The sequence below is a fragment of the Rhodococcus sp. HNM0569 genome (assembly GCF_012726205.1).
Lineage (GTDB): Bacteria > Actinomycetota > Actinomycetes > Mycobacteriales > Mycobacteriaceae > Rhodococcus_F.
The window spans coordinates 279,907-296,653 of the sequence record NZ_JAASAE010000005.1 but is presented as its reverse complement, the minus strand read 5'-3'; the positions used below and the strand labels follow the sequence as shown (position 1 = coordinate 296,653).

Below are 16,747 nucleotides of genomic sequence, written 5' to 3'. Positions count from 1 at the left end.
GAACACGCACACACCATCACCACACAAAGCAGATCCGGGGCAACCGTTCCATTGTATTCAGATCACTCGAATCGGGACGAACCCGATGAGTGGGCGGTTCCGAAGAACGCTCTGTCGAGCTTACACGATCCTCGGGGCGCCGTGCGAACTCCGTCCAACCTCGTTGTCTCGCTCCCCGGGGGGAAGGAGTCGGTGTCCGTTTCGCTCTGACCTGGAATAAGTTACGGGACGATCCGCGCGTTTCCAAATCGCCTGGTCGCACGTCCGCCGGGGATCGAAAATCCCTGGTCAGCGGTTTCCGGAGCGCACCGCACGGTCACACTCGCGCTTCGACCGCGAGTGTGACCGTGCGCACGTCATCCGCCGAGAACCTCGATGCCGGCGAAGTTGCGCTTGCCGCGACGCACGACGAGCCACTTTCCGTGCAGCAGATCGGTGGTGGCAGGAGCCCATTCCTCTTCGGCGATCTTGACGTTGTTGACCGACGCTCCACCCTCACGGACGGTGCGGCGCGCCGCACCCTTGCTCTCGCACAGACCGCTCGCGACGAGAAGATCGACGATCGTGCGCGGCGCTCCGGGCTCGAGCTCGACGGCGGATGCTTCCCGCAGCGCGGCGGCCAGCGTCGGTTCGTCGAGCTCTGCCAGCTCGGCGCGACCGAACAGAGCGCGGCTCGCGAGTTCGACGGCACGGGTGTTCGCCTCGCCGTGCACGAGGGTGGTCATCTCGGCCGCGAGGCGGCGCTGCGCCTCACGCGCGTGCGGACGTTCGGCCACCGCCAGCTCGAGCTCGGCCAGCTCCTCGGCGGAGAGGAACGTGAACCACCGGAGGTACTTGATCACGTCGGCGTCGCCGGTGTTGACGAAGTACTGGTACCACGCGTACGGACTCGTCATCTCGGGGTCGAGCCACAGACTGCCACCGCCGGTGGACTTGCCGAACTTCTTGCCGTCCGCCGACGTGACGAGCGGAACCGTGAGCGCGTGCACGGTCTCCCCGTCCAGGCGGCGGTTGAGCTCGACACCCGCGACGATGTTCCCCCACTGATCCGAGCCGCCGATCTGCAGCGTGCAGCCGTGATTGCGGCGTAGGTGCACATAGTCGTTGGCCTGCAACAGCATGTAGCTGAACTCGGTGTAGGACATGCCGTCCGACTCGAGCCGGCGTCTGACGGTGTCCCGCGCGAGCATCACATTGACCGAGAAGTGTTTGCCGACGTCACGCAGGAACGCGATGGCGCTCAACTCCCCTGTCCAGTTCATGTTGTTCTCGACGATCGCGCCGGTGGGCGAGTCGTCGAAGTCGACGAAGCGTTCGAGTTGACCACGAATGCGGTTCGCCCACTCGGCGACAGTGTCTGCGGTGTTCATGGTCCGCTCGCCGACATCACGCGGGTCACCGATCATGCCGGTGGCGCCGCCCGCGAGCACGATCGGACGGTGACCGGCACGCTGGAAACGCTTGAGCGCCAGTAGCGGCACGAGGTGCCCGGCATGGAGGCTCGGACCGGTGGGATCGAAGCCGGCATAGAGTGTGACCGGCCCGTTCGACAGATGCGCACGCAGCGCGTCGACGTCGGTGGACTGGGCGATCAGACCTCGCCACGTCAGCTCGTCGACGATGTGGTCGGTGGCGCTGGTCTCGGGCTTCGAACTCGGGGCATTGTTGTCGGTCACGAGCCCGATTCTCCCATCACCCCCCGATTCTCCCATCACCCGTGGTCGGCACCCACGATGGGAGCGCGCGGACTGCGTTTGTAGGCAGACACGGCACGCGTTCCCGGAATCCACAACCGCCAAGGCCGGTCGGCCGCCTTGCTGACGCCCACGCGCGGACCGCACTCCGTCGGCACCCCCGGGCCGAGTTCGAGGTGGACCGGCGCCGACGCGTCCAGTAGATCGAGCCCGCTGTCGGCGGTGGTGAGCGCCGCGGCAGCGCCGAAGTTGCCCGGTCCGCGCGCCCACTGGACCTCGTTGCGACCTGCTCGACGGCGGGCCACCACATCGTGCCCCGCCAGCACCTCACCGGCACGCAGCAGCACGGCGGCCGCCGTCCCGTCCGGCGCGCACGACACATTGGCGCAGAAGTGCAGCCCGTAACTGCGGTACACGTACAGGTGCCCGGCAGGCCCGAACATGACGGAATTGCGCGCGGTGCGACCCGGGAACGAGTGCGCCGCGGGATCCGGCCAGGGACCGGCACCGTCGCCGCCGTAGGCCTCGACCTCGACGATACGCAACCGGACGTCCCCGACCGTGAGCACGCCGCCGATCACGAGGTGCGCTGCCCCCACCGGGTCGGATTCGGCGAGTGCGCGCCGTGCCGCGTCGTCGGGATTTCGCGTGCCCTCGCCATGCTCGTCCACGAGCCCGATTCTGCCGTTCACCTCCGGTCGGCACCGCCGACCGTGCTGACCGTCACCACGAACGAAGTTTCGTCGGCGTGATGCGGACGGTCTCCGAGTACGAGTCGGCGAATGTGTCGGGGGCGAATCCGAGACCCGACATGCCGCCGCGGTACTTGTCGACGTACGCGTCCCATTCATCTCTGCTCTGGCCCTGCGGGTCGTGTCGCGCGCTGCCGGTGAACACGACGACGTCGCCGCCCTCCGGGGTGCAGTTGAGATTGAGCGCGACGGAAGGGTCGTGCTCGATGTGGCGCAGTTTGCCGGTCTGCGGTTGGCTCTGCAGCACGAATGCGCCGTCGTGGAACAAGAACCACACGGGCGTGGTGGCGGGCACACCGTTCGCGCCGACCGTGGTGAGCCAGATGACGGATTCGTTCTCGAGACGAGATACGACACGGGCGTCGATGTCGCCGGGCGACAGAGTCGTCACGATTTCCCCTTCTCTCGCACGGAACTCGCCGCCGCCGAACCGACGGGACGAGAGGCGAGAGCGAGGCGTCAACTCCCGCCGGCTCCAGTCTGACGTGCGACGAGCGCTTCGTGGTCGTTCTCGCCGACGTCGACCGCTTCGTCGATCAGCAGGACGGGGATGCCGTTCTCGACCGGGTAGAGCCGCCGTAGTCGCGGGTTGTACAGACCGCCGTCCGGGAACGGCGCGCTGTCGGCGGCACCGATCAGCAGCAACGGCCCCTTGTCCTGCGGGCACGCCAGGATGCTGAGCAATGTGGGATCGATGACCACCGGGAATCCTCTCGCCTGGTCGGTACGAACGGCACGGCCAGCCTAACCGCCCGCCGCGAGAGCCTTCGCAGCCGCCTTCGTGAAGCGGCGATACGTGCCGCTCTCGCAATCGAGGTGGCGGACGTCGGCCCCGGCCGCAGGCAGCCCCGCAGCCACCAAGGGCCCGACGAGCGGCCGGAACGAGCCGCTGACCGGGATGTCGTCGACTGCGAAGACGATGTCGGGGCGCTGGTCGACCGGCACCGCGTCGAGGGCGTCGTCGAGTTGCGCGATCGAGGGCTGCCCGCGGCCGGCCGACGTGATCGCCGCGACCGCGACGGTGCGCTCGCCCACCCGCACGCCGTAGACGACGGCGAGGTCGACCTTGTCGAGCGCCGACAGCGCGTCGACAACGGGCTGCGCGTAGACCGGGCCGTGCGGTGTGACGACCACCGAGTCGCGGTGGTCGACGATCCGGTAGTCGCCGTCGGTGTCGCGGCGGAACAGGTGATCGGTCGGTGTCCACGAGTCGCCGGGCGCGAACACCCCACGCAGCACGGTGCCCGGCGCCTCGACGCCGGCAGCACTGCGGCCGAGCAGCAGACCGACCTCGTCGTCGGCACATTCCCGTACGAAACCTTTGTCGTCCTCGATCAATTCGCGCGCAACGGGATCCCATGCACCGATCCGGACGTCGGCGCTGCCGGGCAGCGGGCGACCCATCGAACCGACCTTCACGCCGGACACGTTCGCGAGCACGACGTGCCCCTCGGACGAGGCATAGAACTCGAGGACCTTGGCGGGCGAGAACTGGTCGAGAGTACGTTCCCACAGTCCGACCGGCATGCCGGAGCCGAGGAACAGCCGAACCGGGTGCAGGCCGCCGAAACGCATCGACTCGTCGTCGAGGATCTCGCGCAACATGGTCCACGTGTAGCTCACGACGGTGACCCCGTAGCGGTGCACGACCTCGCCGAACTCGCGCGCACCCGGCCCCCGTGCCACCGCGATCCGCGCCCCACCGGCGATCGCACCGCCGATGGCCACGAGCATGCACGACGGGTGTTCGAGAGGAGTCATGCACAGCACCGTGTCGCCACGGTCGAGGTTCGCGGCCGAGGCCGTCCCGAAGGCCGACAACGCCCACCGATGGTTCGTGATCGGCCGCATCTCGAGTTGCCCACCGACCTCGGCGAAGAGGATGAACGCGATCTCGCGGGCGAGTCCCGGGTCGGGTACGTACCACCCTGGCGCCGTGAGCGACCGGACGTCGAGTTGCTCGAGGTCGGTGACGTGCTGGCCCGGACCGGCCTCTATCCGGCGGAGGTCTCCCCCGCCGAGCACGAGCACGTGCGCACCGGTGTCGGCGGCGACGGCGACGTGTTCGGGGTCGGCGACGATGCGGGTCACACCCGCGAGCTCGACGGCCTCGGCGAGATGCCGGGGATCGGTGGGCAGCAACACGGCGACCGCACCGATGCGCGAGACCGCAGCCACCGCCGCGAGCGCGCTCGGCCGCGTGTGCATCACCACGCCGACACGGCCGGCCGGCCGCACGCCGCAGTGCGCCAGGCCGAGCACGACGTCGTCGATGCGACGGCCGACGGCGTCGTTGTCGTGCACACGATTGTCGAACAGGAAGCACTCGCCGTGCGGCGCACGCCTGCGCTGTTCCGCGAGAACGCGCGCCATCGACACGCGTGTGTGCGGCTGGAGCTGGCCGAGCCGCTGCAGACGGGGCAACACTCGGGTGGCCTCCCCGGACAGTTCCACGCCGCCCCGCACGGCGCCCGCCGCGAGATCGCTGAGTCCCTTACCCACCCCGACGCCGACTTCCGCGAACGACGCCGCGGTGTGGATCAGCCGCGCAGTGAGCGAGACCCCGGTGTAGCCCTCGTCCGTGACGTCGGCCGGCATGGGCGTCGCATCGTCGGGCGCGGGGCCGAGGCCTTCGCGCCACAGCACCCACCTACCCGTCGTGGGCCAACTGTGCACCTCCGCGGACGAGCCGACGACGAGGCCGAAATGTCCTGCTCGCAAAGAGGACTCGTACACCTCGGCGCGAGGCGCGGCGCGGCGGATGCCGCGCACCGCGACCGGCTGGCCGATGTCGTCGACCTCACCCAGGAAGGCCAGCACCGGTGCCGTGATCTCGGCGAGCGACACCACCGAGTCCCGGATGACGAACCCACCCGTCATCATCCGGTTGTGGACGACGAACTGCCGAAGCAACTCGGCCACCGCGGGCCCCGACCACGCGACCCACCCTTCCTCGGCGAGGAAGCGACGCTGCTGTTCCCGCGGTAGCAACGCCTCGCGATCGTGAAGCTGACGGACGAAGTCGAGCCGCGACTTGAGTGTCTTGACAGGATCGAGCAGCTGGAAGCCGGTCTTGGCCATCCAGCCCGTGACGGACAGCCGGGTGAACACGTGGTCGGCGAGGAAGCCCGCCGCGTTGCTCGCCAGTTCGGCGGGGATACCGAACGGCATGCCGCCGAGCGTGTCGACCGGGCTGCCGAACGTGACCAGGCTCGCGATGTCGCGGCTGCGGCGGTACGCCGCAGCCTGGTACGCGAACATGCCACCCTGCGAGTAGCCACCGAGGTGCACGTCGCGGCCGGTGACTGCGCGGACACGGTCGACGATGTCGCTGATCGACACGACGTGGTCGGCGAGCGTGCGGTCCCAGCCGCCCTCCTCGGTGTCGGGCGAACCGAAGTCGACCACCCACGGGTCGATGCCCATGTCGTGCAACACGGCCACCGCGCCGCCGACCTTGGTGACGTCGTAGACGTCGGCGGACATCATCATCGGCGGGATGAGCACGATCGGCGGGCGGGACTCGGCGGCGTCGTCCGGGAAGTACCGGCGCAGACGGTACATCGCGGTGCGCTCGACGACCTCGTACGGTGACCGCGTCGTGTCGGCCTCGAGTCCGCCCAGTCGGACCACTTCGAGACCGTTCTGCGCCGTCGCCACGACCCGCCGGATCGGCGCGAGTACCGACTCCGCTCCTCGCGCTACCTGCCGCGGCGCCACCCACTGCATCCCCGCCCGCATCCTTCCTTGCGCCGTGAGGTGATTCTGCACGCAGCGTACTTGTGTTCGGTCGCATCCGGACGCACGGGTGCGTTCCGGATCACTCCAGAACCCGGATCACCGCCACTGCTGATCACCCGATCGTGGGCACGGCCCACGCCCGCAAGTCCCGTACCGCTCCGCGCACACCGTCGAGCTGCTCGGCGACCCGCACCGGGGCCGTGCCGCCACGCGCGTCGCGCGAGGCGACCGAGCCCTCGACCGTGAGGACCGACCGCACTGCGGGCGTGAGGCGCTCGTCGATCGCCGCGAACTCGGCGTCGGTGAGATCGTCGAGCCCCACGCCGCGCGCCTCGGCCGCCTGGACGGCGGCACCCGCGGCTTCGTGCGCCACCCGGAACGGCACACCCTCGCGCACCATCCATTCGGCGATGTCGGTGGCGAGCGTGAATCCGGCGGGCGCGAGTTCCGCCATGCGCCCGGTGTGGAATTCGAGCGTGCCGACGAGCCCCGCGATCGCGGGCAGCAGCAGTTCGAGTTGCGCGACGGAGTCGAAGACCGGTTCCTTGTCCTCCTGCAGGTCGCGGTTGTACGCGAGCGGCTGCGCCTTGAGCGTCGCGAGGAGGCCCGTGAGATTGCCGATCAGGCGACCCGACTTGCCGCGAGTCAGCTCGGAGACGTCCGGATTCTTCTTCTGCGGCATGATCGACGAGCCGGTCGACCAGGCGTCGGCGAGTGTGACGTACCCGAACTCCGGTGTGCTCCACACGATGATCTCTTCGGCCATCCGCGACAGGTCGACCGCCGTCATCGCGAGCACGAACGCGGCCTCGGCCGCGAAGTCGCGCGAAGACGTCGCGTCGATCGAGTTCTCGGCGGCCGCGTCGAATCCCAGCTCGGCGGCGATCGCGTCCGGATCGAGACCCAGCGACGAGCCCGCGAGCGCACCCGACCCGTACGGCGACACGGCGGCCCGCGCGTCGAAATCGCGCAGCCGGTCGACATCACGCAGCAAGGGATGCGCGTGTGCGAGCAGATGGTGCGCGAGCAGCACCGGCTGCGCGGCCTGCTGGTGCGTCTTACCCGGCATGATCGCCGCCGGATGTGCCTGCGCCTGCGCGACGAGCGCGTCGACGACGTCGAGTACACCCGCCGCGACACGGCGCACCGCGTCGCGTAGCCACATCCGGAACAGCGTCGCCACCTGGTCGTTGCGCGAACGACCCGCACGCAGGCGTCCGCCGACCTCCGGTCCGACGCGCTCGATCAACCCGCGTTCGAGTGCGCCGTGCACGTCCTCGTCCGATTCGGCGGGGACGAACACGCCGCTCGCGACGTCCGCCGCGAGCCGGTCGAGACCGTCGAGCATCGACGCGAGGTCGGCCTCCGACAGCAGGCCCGCCCGGTGGAGCACCTTCGCGTGCGCCTTCGACGCGCGCACGTCGTACGGCGCCAGCACCCAGTCGAAGTGGGTGGACTTGCTCAATGCCGCCATCGCCGCGGCCGGGCCGGACGCGAACCGCCCGCCCCACAGTGCGCCTTCGTTCGTGCCGTGCGCCCCGTCGCCCGCGCCCGTTCCGGTGCTCCCCGTCGTCATTACTGCAGGCCCAGATCCCGCTTCGCCGCGACCTTGGACGCGAGACCGTGGATGTGGACGAAGCCCTTGGCGTTCGACTGGTCGAACGAGTCGCCCTCGTCGTAGGTCGCGAGGTTGAAGTCGTAGAGCGACTCGCCGCTGCGGCGGCCGTTGACGGTGATCGAGCCGCCGTGCAGCACAAGCCGGATGTCGCCGGACACGTGCTCCTGGGTCTTCTCGACGAAGGTGTCGAGGGCGTCCTTGAGCGGCGAGAACCACAGGCCGTCGTACACCAGCTCGCTCCAGCGCTGTTCGGTCTGGCGCTTGAACCGGCCGAGCTCGCGCTCGAGGGTGACGTGCTCGAGCTCCTGGTGCGCGGTGATCAGCACCATCGCACCCGGCGCCTCGTACACCTCGCGGCTCTTGATGCCGACGAGCCGGTCCTCGACGACGTCGAGACGGCCGACGCCCTGCGCGCCCGCACGACGGTTGAGTTCCTGGATCGCCTCGAGCACCGACACGGGGCGACCGTCGATCGCGACGGGGCGACCCTTGTCGAACGTGATGATCAGCTCGTCCGGCGTCTGCCAGTGGACCGTGGGGTCCTCGGTGTACGAGTACACGTCCTTGGTGGGCGCATTCCACAGATCCTCGAGGAAGCCGGTCTCGACCGCGCGGCCCCACACGTTCTGGTCGATCGAGAACGGCGACTTCTTGGTGACGTTGATCGGGATGCCGTTCTCCTGCGCGAACGCGATGGCCTTCTCGCGGGTCCAGGCGTAGTCGCGCACCGGGGCGATGACGTCGAGGTCGGGCGCGAGGGCACCGAAGCCGACCTCGAAACGCACCTGATCGTTGCCCTTGCCGGTGCAACCGTGCGACACGACGGTGCCGCCGTGGTCGCGCGCCGCCTGCACGATGTGCTTGACGATCAGCGGGCGGCTGATCGCCGACACCAACGGGTAGCGGTCCATGTACAGCGCATTGGACTTCACGGTGGGCAGGCAGTATTCGTCGGCGAACTCGTCGCGCGCGTCGATCACGACCGACTCGACGGCACCGCAGTCGAGGGCGCGCTGACGCACGACGTCCATGTCCTCGCCGCCCTGACCCAGATCGATCGCGACGGCGACGACTTCCTTGCCGGTCTCCTTGCCGATCCAACTGATGGCGACGGAGGTGTCCAGCCCGCCCGAGTAGGCGAGTACGACGCGATCGGCCATGGTCTGTGTGCTCCTTCGAGGTTGAAAAATATGTAGCGGGTCGATTGTGTCAGGCGAGGGATTCGATCTTCGCGGCCAGTTCCGCTCCGCTCATCGGCTCCCGCGCCATGACGAATATCGTGTCGTCGCCGGCGATCGTGCCGACGACCTCGGGCAGCGCGGCGCGGTCGAGGGCGCTCGCAAGGTAATGCGCTGCTCCGGGCGGTGTTCGCAGTACTGCCATCGTGCCACTCGCATCGGTCGACACGAGCAGATCCCCCAACAGTCGCGACAACCGGTCGGTGCCACCCGAGACACCGCGCACCGGGTTGCCGTCCTCGGGGACGACGTAGACACCTGCGCCGCCGTCGGCCGCGCGGAGCTTGACCGCACCGAGTTCTTCGAGATCCCGCGACAGCGTGGCCTGCGTCGCCTCGATACCCTCGGCCGCGAGCAATGCGGCGAGTTCGGTCTGCGAGCGCACCGGATGGGCCGAGAGCAACGCGACGATGCGGGCCTGCCGGCCTGCGCGCGTCCGCGCCGTGCCCGGCTGGGTGCGCGGACCGGTGTCGGTGCTCATCGCGGCTGCTCCGGCTGATGCGCGAGGAGCCACACCAACAGCGCCTTCTGGGCGTGCAGCCGATTCTCGGCCTCGTCCCACACTCGGCTCGCGGGACCGTCGAGGACCTGGTCGGTCACCTCGTCGCCGCGATGCGCGGGCAGGCAGTGCAACACGATCGCGTCGTCGGCAGCGCGGGAGAGCAACGACTCGTTGATCTGGAACGGCCGGAAGGGCCCGACGCGATCGAGACCGTCGTTCTCCTGCCCCATCGACGTCCACGTGTCGGTGACGAGGACGTCGGCGTCCGTCGCGGCGGCCACGGGGTCGTCGGTGAGTGCGACCGTCGCCCCGGTCTCGGCGGCCCGGGCGCGCGCGGCGTCGACGAACTCGGCGTGCGGCGCGAAGCCCGTCGGCGCCGCGATCGTGACGTCGATGCCTGCGGTGACACCGCCCAGCATGAGCGAGTGCGCCATGTTGTTGGCACCGTCACCGAAGTACGCGAGACGCAGGCCCTGCAGTTCACCCTTGTGTTCGCGGATCGTCTGCAGGTCGGCGAGCACCTGGCACGGGTGGAACTCGTCGGACAGGGCGTTGACGATCGGGATCGTCGCCCCCTCGGCCATCTGTTCGAGCCGTTCCTGGCCGAACGTACGCCACACGATCGCGTCGACGTACCGCGACAGCACTCGGCCCGTGTCGGCGAGTGTCTCCTCGCGGCCGAGTTGGGTGCTCTGGCCGTCGACGACCACGGCGTGCCCGCCGAGCTGCGCGATACCCATCTCGAAGGAGAACCGTGTGCGCGTCGAATTCTTCTCGAAGATGACGCCGACGCCACGCGGCCCCTCGAGGGGGCGCTCGGAGAACGGCGCCTTCTTCAGTGCCGCCGCAAGAGCGAGCACCTCTGCCTGCTCGGCGGGCGTGAGGTCGTCGTCCCGGAGGAAATTCCTGGCCATCGTGCGTCTACTTCTCTCCCGGCGTGGTCGCCGATCGTGCGTCCGGCGTGGCGGCCGACGCTGCTGTGTCGAAGATCCCGGGCAGGGCCGCCACCAGGGCCTGCACCTGCTCGTCGGTGACGACGAGCGGCGGTGCGAGTCGGACGGTGTCCGGCCGCGCCGCGTTGACCAGGAAACCCGCCTCGCGGGCCGCGTCCTCGACCGCTTTCGCGGCGGGTGCGGTGAGGACGATGCCGAGCAGCAGGCCCGCGCCGCGCACGTGGTCGACGAGCGGGTGTCCCAGTCCTTCGATGTCGGCGACGAGGGTCTTGCCGAGCGCGTCGGCGCGCGACACGAGGTCTTCCGACGCGACGGTGTCGAGCACCGCGAGCGCCGCGGCCGCGCACACCGGATTGCCACCGAAGGTCGTGCCGTGCTTGCCGGGGCCGAACAGCGCGGCGGCGCGGCCGGTGGCGAGCACCGCACCGATCGGCAGGCCGCCGCCGAGGCCCTTGGCGAGGGTGACGACGTCGGGGACGATGCCCGCCGCCTGGTGCGCGAAGAACCAGCCGGTGCGCGCGACTCCGGTCTGCACCTCGTCGAGCATCAACAGTGCGCCGTGCCGCTCGGTGATCGCGCGGGCCGCCTGCAGGTACCCCTCGGGCGGAACCACGACGCCGTACTCGCCCATGATCGGTTCGAGCACGACTGCCGCGGTGTCGTCGTCGACCGCGGCCTCGAGTGCCGCGACGTCGCCGTAGTCGACGTGCACGACTCCCGCCGGCAGCGGCTCGAACGGCGCCCGCTTGTCCTCCTGGCCGGTGAGCGCGAGCGCACCCATCGTGCGGCCGTGGAATGCATTGCGCGCCGCGACGATCTTGGTGCGGCCCGTCAGTCGCGCCAGCTTGAACGCGGCCTCGTTGGCCTCGGTGCCCGAGTTGCAGAAGAACGCTCGCCCCGGATGACCGAACAGCCCGAGCAGACGCTCGGCGAGGGTGACGACGGGCTCGCTCGCGTACAGATTCGACACGTGGCCGAGCGTCGAGAGTTGCTTCGTGACGGCGTCGACGATCGCGGGATGTGCGTGCCCGAGGATGTTGACCGCGATGCCACCGAGGAAGTCGACGTACCGTCTGCCGTCGGCGTCGGTGAGCACGGCCCCGTCGCCGCGCACGAACGCGAGCTTCGGTACGCCGTAGTTGTCCATGAGCGACTCTTCCCACCGCCGCTGGATGTCGAACGTGCCGGTCATCACGCTCCCCCTTCCTGATTCGAGGCCGCTTGTTCCTGTTTCGTGCCGGTGCCGTCCGATCCCGCCGGGACGACCATGGTGCCGATGCCTTCGCGGGTGAGCAGCTCGAGCAGGACCGAGTGCGCGATGCGACCGTCGATGACGTGTGCCGACGGCACTCCCCCACGCACGGCGCGCAGGCACGCTTCCATCTTCGGGACCATGCCCGAGTCGAGGCTCGGCAGCAGCGCGGCGAGGGCGTCGGTGTCGATCTCGCTCGCGAGGGACGAGCGGTCCGGCCAGTCGGTGTAGAGGCCCTCGACGTCGGTGAGTACCACGAGCTTCTCGGCCCCGACGGCTTCGGCGAGTGCCGCGGCCGCGGTGTCGGCGTTGATGTTGTGCACCACGCCGTCGACATCGGGGGCGATCGACGACACGACCGGAATACGGCCTGCCGCAACAAGATCGAGCACCGCGGCGGGGTCAACGGAGGTGACGTCGCCGACGAGGCCGATGTCGGTCGCGACACCGTCGACGGTGACGGTGCGCCTGCTCGCGGTGAACAGGTGCGCGTCCTCGCCCGAGATGCCGACGGCATAGGGGCCGTGTGCGTTGATCAAGCCGACGAGTTCACGACCGACCTGCCCGAACAGGACCATCCGCACCACGTCCATGACTTCGGGTGTGGTGACGCGGAAGCCGCCGCGGAATTCGCCGCTCATGCCGAGCCGCGCGAGCATCGCGTTGATCTGCGGGCCGCCGCCGTGCACGACGACCGGGTGGATGCCGACCGTACGCAGCAGTGCCATGTCGGCCGCGAATGCCGTCTTGAGTTCGCTGTCGACCATCGCATTGCCGCCGTACTTGACCACCACGATCTTGTCGCGGAAGGACTGCAGCCACGGCAGCGTCTCGGCGAGGACGAGTGCCTTCTGGTGTTCGGTCACGCCTGCGAGAGTCATGACGAGTACGCCGAGTTCTCTTCGACGTACGCGTGCGACAAGTCCGTCGTGCGGATCGTGACCGACGCGTCGCCCATGCCGAGATCGACGACGAGGTCGATGTCGGCACCGGTCAGGTCTACTTCTCGGGCGCCGGGCGCGCCGACACCGTCCAGGCACACCGGACGACCGTCGAAGTACACCGCGATCGTGTCGGGATCCAGCGCGATCGGTGCGATGCCGATCGCGGCGAGCACGCGCCCCCAGTTCGGATCGGAGCCGAAGAGCGCCGTCTTCACGAGGCTGTCGCGCGCGATCGTGCGCGCCCCCACGAGCGCGTCGTTCTCGTCGACCGCGCCGCGCACAGTGATCCGCACACGCTTCGTGACTCCCTCCGCGTCGGCCATCATCTGGTCGGCGAGGTCGTCGCACACGGCCGTGACGGCGGCGTTCAGCTCGTCCTGGGTGGGTGCGACATTGCTCGCGCCCGACGCCAGCAGCAGAACGGTGTCGTTGGTGGAGGTGGCGCCGTCGACGTCGAGACGGTCGAAGGTGACGCGCGTAGCGGCGCGCAGTGCGGTGTCGAGCTGTTCGGGCGTCGCGACCGCATCGGTGGTGACGACGCACAGCATTGTGGCGAGCGACGGGGCGAGCATGCCCGCGCCCTTCGCCATGCCGCCGACATTCCACTTGCCGTCGTGGTGCAGTGCTGCCTGTTTGGGCACGGTGTCGGTGGTCATGATCGCGTGCGCCGCATCGGTGCCGCCGGAGAGTCCGCCCGCGAGTTCGTGCACGATCTCGGTGACGCCTGCGCTGACCTTGTCCATCGGCAGCCGGTCGCCGATCAGGCCGGTCGAGCACACCGCGACCTCGATCGCACCGGTGTCGGTACCCCAGTTGCTGAGCGCGGCGGCGACCTCTTCGGCGGTGCGGTGGCTGTCCTGGAAGCCGGGTGCGCCGGTGCAGGCGTTGGCACCTCCCGAGTTGAGCACGACGGCCCGCAGGGTGCCCGTGGTGAGGACCTGCTGGGACCACAGCACCGGCGCGGCCTTGACCTTGTTGGCGGTGAATACGCCCGCGGCGGAGAGTTCGGGGCCCTCGTTGACGACGAGTGCGAGGTCCGGCTTGCCGTTCGCCTTGATCCCCGCGGCGATGCCGGCCGCACGGAAACCGGCGGGCGCGGTGACGCCCTGGGTTCGGGTGAGGAGGCCGCCCGCGACGGGCGTTCCGATCGACGTGTCGGTCATGGCGCGACCCCCACGGTGGACAGGCCCGCGGTCTCGGGCAACCCGAGCGCGAGATTCATCGACTGCACTGCGCCGCCGCCCGTGCCCTTCGTCAGGTTGTCGATCGCGGCGACGACGACGAGTTGCCCGGCGTCGGCGTCGACCGTCACCGCGAGATGCACCGCGTTCGACCCGAGCACCGAACCGGTCTCGGGCAGTGCACCTTCGGGCAGCAGGTGCACGAACGGTTCGTCGTGGTAGGCCTTCTCGTATGCCGCGCGCGCCGTCGCGGAGTCGACGGTGGTGGGTGCGGTGCACGTCGCGAGGATGCCCCGCGCCATCGGTACCAGCACGGGCGTGAAGGACACGGACACCGGCGCGCCGGCTGCGGCCGACAGGTTCTGCGCGATCTCGGGCGTGTGCCGGTGCGCGCCGCCCACGCCGTACGCGCGGGCCGAGCCGATGACCTCGGCCGCGAGCAGGGCGACCTTCGGTGACCGGCCCGCGCCCGATGCGCCGCTGACCGCGACGATGTTGACCGACGGCGAGACGATGCCGGCCGCGACGGCGGGTGCGAGCGCGAGCGACGCCGCCGTGGGATAGCACCCGGGTACCGCGATACGCGTCGCCTCGCGCAATGCGTCGCGTCCACCGGGCAGTTCGGGCAGGCCGTAGGGCCACGTACCCGCGTGCTCGGAGCCGTAGTACCGCTCCCACGCGTCCGCATCCTGCAACCGGAAGTCGGCGCCGCAGTCGAGGATGACGGTGGAGTCGGGCAACTCCCGCGCATAACGGGCCGAGTTGCCGTGCGGCAGCGCGAGGAACACGACGTCGTGGCCGGACAGCGTGTCGAGAGTGGTCTCCTCCAGCACCCGGTCGGCGAGCGGCACCAGGTTGGGGTGGTGTTCGGCGAGCGTGGTGCCCGCATTGCCGCCCGCGGTGAGGGCGCCGATGGTGAGCGTGCCGTCAAGGTATGCGGGATGCCCGAGGAGAAGACGGAGCACCTCGCCACCGGCGTAGCCGCTGGCTCCCGCTACCGCGACCCGGATGGGGGAACGTGCGTGGTCGGTCATGGACACCATTATGCATCATCGTGCATGCCGATGCATAACCATTGAGTTCGGCTGCCGGACCGCACCCGTTAGCAGGACCGCCACGCCGTGCGGTCCTCGGTATCCAGCCCGAACCGTCTGCGGCGTGTGCCACACTCTTCGACCGTATCGGACAACTCGGAAGGTGGCCCCAGTGGAGCAGAAACGCGAGGTGTGGTCGGGACGGACGGTGTTCATCCTTGCCGCCATCGGCTCGGCAGTCGGCCTCGGGAACATCTGGAGATTTCCCTATGTGGCCTACGAAGGCGGCGGTGGCGCGTTCATCGTCCCCTACCTCATCGCCCTGCTCACCGCGGGCCTGACACTTCTGTTCGTCGACTACGCGATCGGGCACCGTTTCCGCGGGTCGCCGCCGCTCGCGTTCCGCCGCCTCAGCAGGCCCACCGAGGCCATCGGCTGGTGGCAGGTCGGCATCTGCTTCGTCATCGCCGTGTACTACGCCGTGATCATCGCGTGGGCACTGCGTTACACGTTCTTCTCGATCAGCGAGTCCTGGGGGGACGATCCCGCCGGATTCTTCGCGTCCGACTTCCTGCAGCAGGACTCGGAGGCCACCTTCGCCTTCGACTACGTGCCCGCCGTCGTGTGGCCGCTCGCGCTCGTGTGGCTCGCGACGATCGTCATCCTCGCGCTGGGTGTGCAGAAGGGCATCGGCGGTTCGGCGATCGTGTTCATCCCGGTCCTGGTGGTGCTGTTCGCCGTGTTCGTGGTGCGCGCTCTCTTCCTCGACGGCGCCGCCGAGGGGCTCGACGCGTTCTTCACCCCTAACTGGTCCGCGCTCACCGACAGTGGGGTGTGGATCGCCGCGTACGGACAGATCTTCTTCTCGCTCTCGGTCGGCTTCGGCATCATGATCACGTACGCGTCGTACCTCAAACGCCGCACCAATCTCACGGGCTCGGGCCTGGTCGTCGGCTTCTCGAACTCGAGCTTCGAGATCCTCGCGGGTATCGGCGTGTTCGCGGTGCTCGGCTACATGGCCCAGGCCAGCGGCGTCGCCGTCGGCGAGGTCGTGGAGAGCGGAATCGGGCTCGCGTTCATCGCATTCCCCACCATCATCTCGACGATGCCCGGCGGCCCGGTGCTGGGCGTCTTGTTCTTCGTCTCGCTGATGCTCGCGGGCTTCACGTCGCTGATCAGCATCGTGCAGGTGTGTGTCGCGGCCGTGCAGGAGAAGGCGGGGATCGGCCGCGTTCCCGCGGTCCTCATCGTCGGCGTCTTGTCGGCCGCCACGTCACTCGTCCTCTTCCCGACGTCCACCGGCCTCAACACGCTCGATGTCGTCGACAACTTCGCGAACAACATCGGCATCGTGACCGTCGCGCTCGTGACGCTCGTCGTCATCACGTGGGGCTTGCGCCGCCTGCCCGAGCTCGAAGCGCACCTCAACGCCGTCTCGTCGTTCAAGGTGGGCATGGTGTGGCGATTCCTCGCCGGCGTCCTCACTCCCGCGGTGCTGATCTGGATGCTCGCCGACCAGGTGGTCGAGCGGGTCCGCGAAGGCTACGGCGGGCTGCCCGACTCGCTCGTCGTCGGCTTCGGCTGGGCCGTCCAGATCGCGATCGTCGTCCTCGCGCTCGCGGTGTCGTTCCTGCCGTGGCCGCGGGGCACCGCGCTCACCCCACCACCGGATCTCGCGCCCGACGCCCTCGCCGCGCCGACCGAAGGAGCCACCCGATGAGCGCCACCGCCGTCGTCATGATGCTCGTCGCCCTCGTCTTCGTATGGGGTGGGCTGGCCGCCAGCATCGTGCATCTGCGCAAGCATCCCGATCCGGAGGACGACTGACGCGAACACGA

At 69.3% G+C, this 16,747-nt stretch carries 15 protein-coding genes; 2 read left to right on the top strand and 13 right to left on the bottom strand.

Features of this window, described 5'->3' with window-relative positions:
- Positions 1-356 precede the first annotated feature (356 nt).
- The 13 genes from tyrS to argC form a co-directional block, all read right to left on the bottom strand.
- On the bottom strand, positions 357-1,676 hold the full coding sequence (gene tyrS / locus HCA44_RS09865; RefSeq protein WP_346764659.1) for a tyrosine--tRNA ligase: 1,320 nt from the start codon (positions 1,674-1,676) through the stop codon (positions 357-359).
- Between the two features lie 35 nt (positions 1,677-1,711).
- The gene (locus tag HCA44_RS09860; RefSeq protein WP_169648362.1) at positions 1,712-2,365 is read right to left on the bottom strand and encodes a DNA-3-methyladenine glycosylase; all 654 of its coding nucleotides are present in this window, start codon (positions 2,363-2,365) and stop codon (positions 1,712-1,714) included.
- Between the two features lie 52 nt (positions 2,366-2,417).
- Entirely contained in the window at positions 2,418-2,837 is a 420-nt protein-coding gene (locus HCA44_RS09855; RefSeq protein WP_169648361.1) for a TIGR03667 family PPOX class F420-dependent oxidoreductase, read from the bottom strand.
- A 68-nt stretch (positions 2,838-2,905) separates the two neighbouring features.
- Positions 2,906-3,148: a Trm112 family protein gene (locus HCA44_RS09850; RefSeq protein ID WP_169648360.1), complete on the bottom strand. Its 243-nt coding sequence runs from the start codon at positions 3,146-3,148 to the stop codon at positions 2,906-2,908.
- A gap of 42 nt (positions 3,149-3,190) precedes the next feature.
- Positions 3,191-6,175, bottom strand: coding sequence for an AMP-binding protein (locus tag HCA44_RS09845; protein WP_169648388.1), 2,985 nt, complete (start codon positions 6,173-6,175; stop codon positions 3,191-3,193).
- Between the two features lie 124 nt (positions 6,176-6,299).
- Positions 6,300-7,763: an argininosuccinate lyase gene (argH, locus tag HCA44_RS09840; protein WP_169648359.1), complete on the bottom strand. Its 1,464-nt coding sequence runs from the start codon at positions 7,761-7,763 to the stop codon at positions 6,300-6,302.
- Positions 7,763-8,965 (bottom strand): argininosuccinate synthase, encoded by a 1,203-nt coding sequence (locus HCA44_RS09835; protein ID WP_169648358.1) that lies wholly within the window; start codon positions 8,963-8,965, stop codon positions 7,763-7,765. Before HCA44_RS09835 ends, argH begins: the two co-directional genes overlap by 1 nt.
- A gap of 49 nt (positions 8,966-9,014) precedes the next feature.
- Positions 9,015-9,524: an arginine repressor gene (locus HCA44_RS09830; RefSeq protein ID WP_206037913.1), complete on the bottom strand. Its 510-nt coding sequence runs from the start codon at positions 9,522-9,524 to the stop codon at positions 9,015-9,017.
- A complete protein-coding gene (gene argF, locus HCA44_RS09825; protein WP_169648356.1) occupies positions 9,521-10,459 on the bottom strand; it encodes an ornithine carbamoyltransferase in 939 nt (312 codons plus the stop codon). Before argF ends, HCA44_RS09830 begins: the two co-directional genes overlap by 4 nt.
- Positions 10,460-10,466: 7 nt before the next feature.
- Positions 10,467-11,690 (bottom strand): acetylornithine transaminase, encoded by a 1,224-nt coding sequence (locus HCA44_RS09820; RefSeq protein ID WP_169648355.1) that lies wholly within the window; start codon positions 11,688-11,690, stop codon positions 10,467-10,469.
- Positions 11,690-12,631, bottom strand: a complete 942-nt coding sequence (gene argB, locus HCA44_RS09815) for an acetylglutamate kinase (protein ID WP_169648354.1) — start codon at positions 12,629-12,631, stop codon at positions 11,690-11,692. Before argB ends, HCA44_RS09820 begins: the two co-directional genes overlap by 1 nt.
- The gene (gene argJ / locus HCA44_RS09810; RefSeq protein ID WP_169648353.1) at positions 12,628-13,857 is read right to left on the bottom strand and encodes a bifunctional glutamate N-acetyltransferase/amino-acid acetyltransferase ArgJ; all 1,230 of its coding nucleotides are present in this window, start codon (positions 13,855-13,857) and stop codon (positions 12,628-12,630) included. Before argJ ends, argB begins: the two co-directional genes overlap by 4 nt.
- Positions 13,854-14,909 (bottom strand): N-acetyl-gamma-glutamyl-phosphate reductase, encoded by a 1,056-nt coding sequence (gene argC / locus HCA44_RS09805; RefSeq protein WP_169648352.1) that lies wholly within the window; start codon positions 14,907-14,909, stop codon positions 13,854-13,856. Before argC ends, argJ begins: the two co-directional genes overlap by 4 nt.
- 172 nt (positions 14,910-15,081) lie before the next feature.
- On the opposite strand from argC, the gene HCA44_RS09800 reads away from it, so the two are divergent.
- Positions 15,082-16,629: a sodium-dependent transporter gene (locus tag HCA44_RS09800; RefSeq protein ID WP_346764658.1), complete on the top strand. Its 1,548-nt coding sequence runs from the start codon at positions 15,082-15,084 to the stop codon at positions 16,627-16,629.
- Positions 16,626-16,736, top strand: a complete 111-nt coding sequence (locus HCA44_RS09795; RefSeq protein WP_169648350.1) for a methionine/alanine import family NSS transporter small subunit — start codon at positions 16,626-16,628, stop codon at positions 16,734-16,736. The genes HCA44_RS09800 and HCA44_RS09795 overlap by 4 nt, the downstream gene beginning before the upstream one ends.
- Positions 16,737-16,747 lie beyond the last annotated feature (11 nt).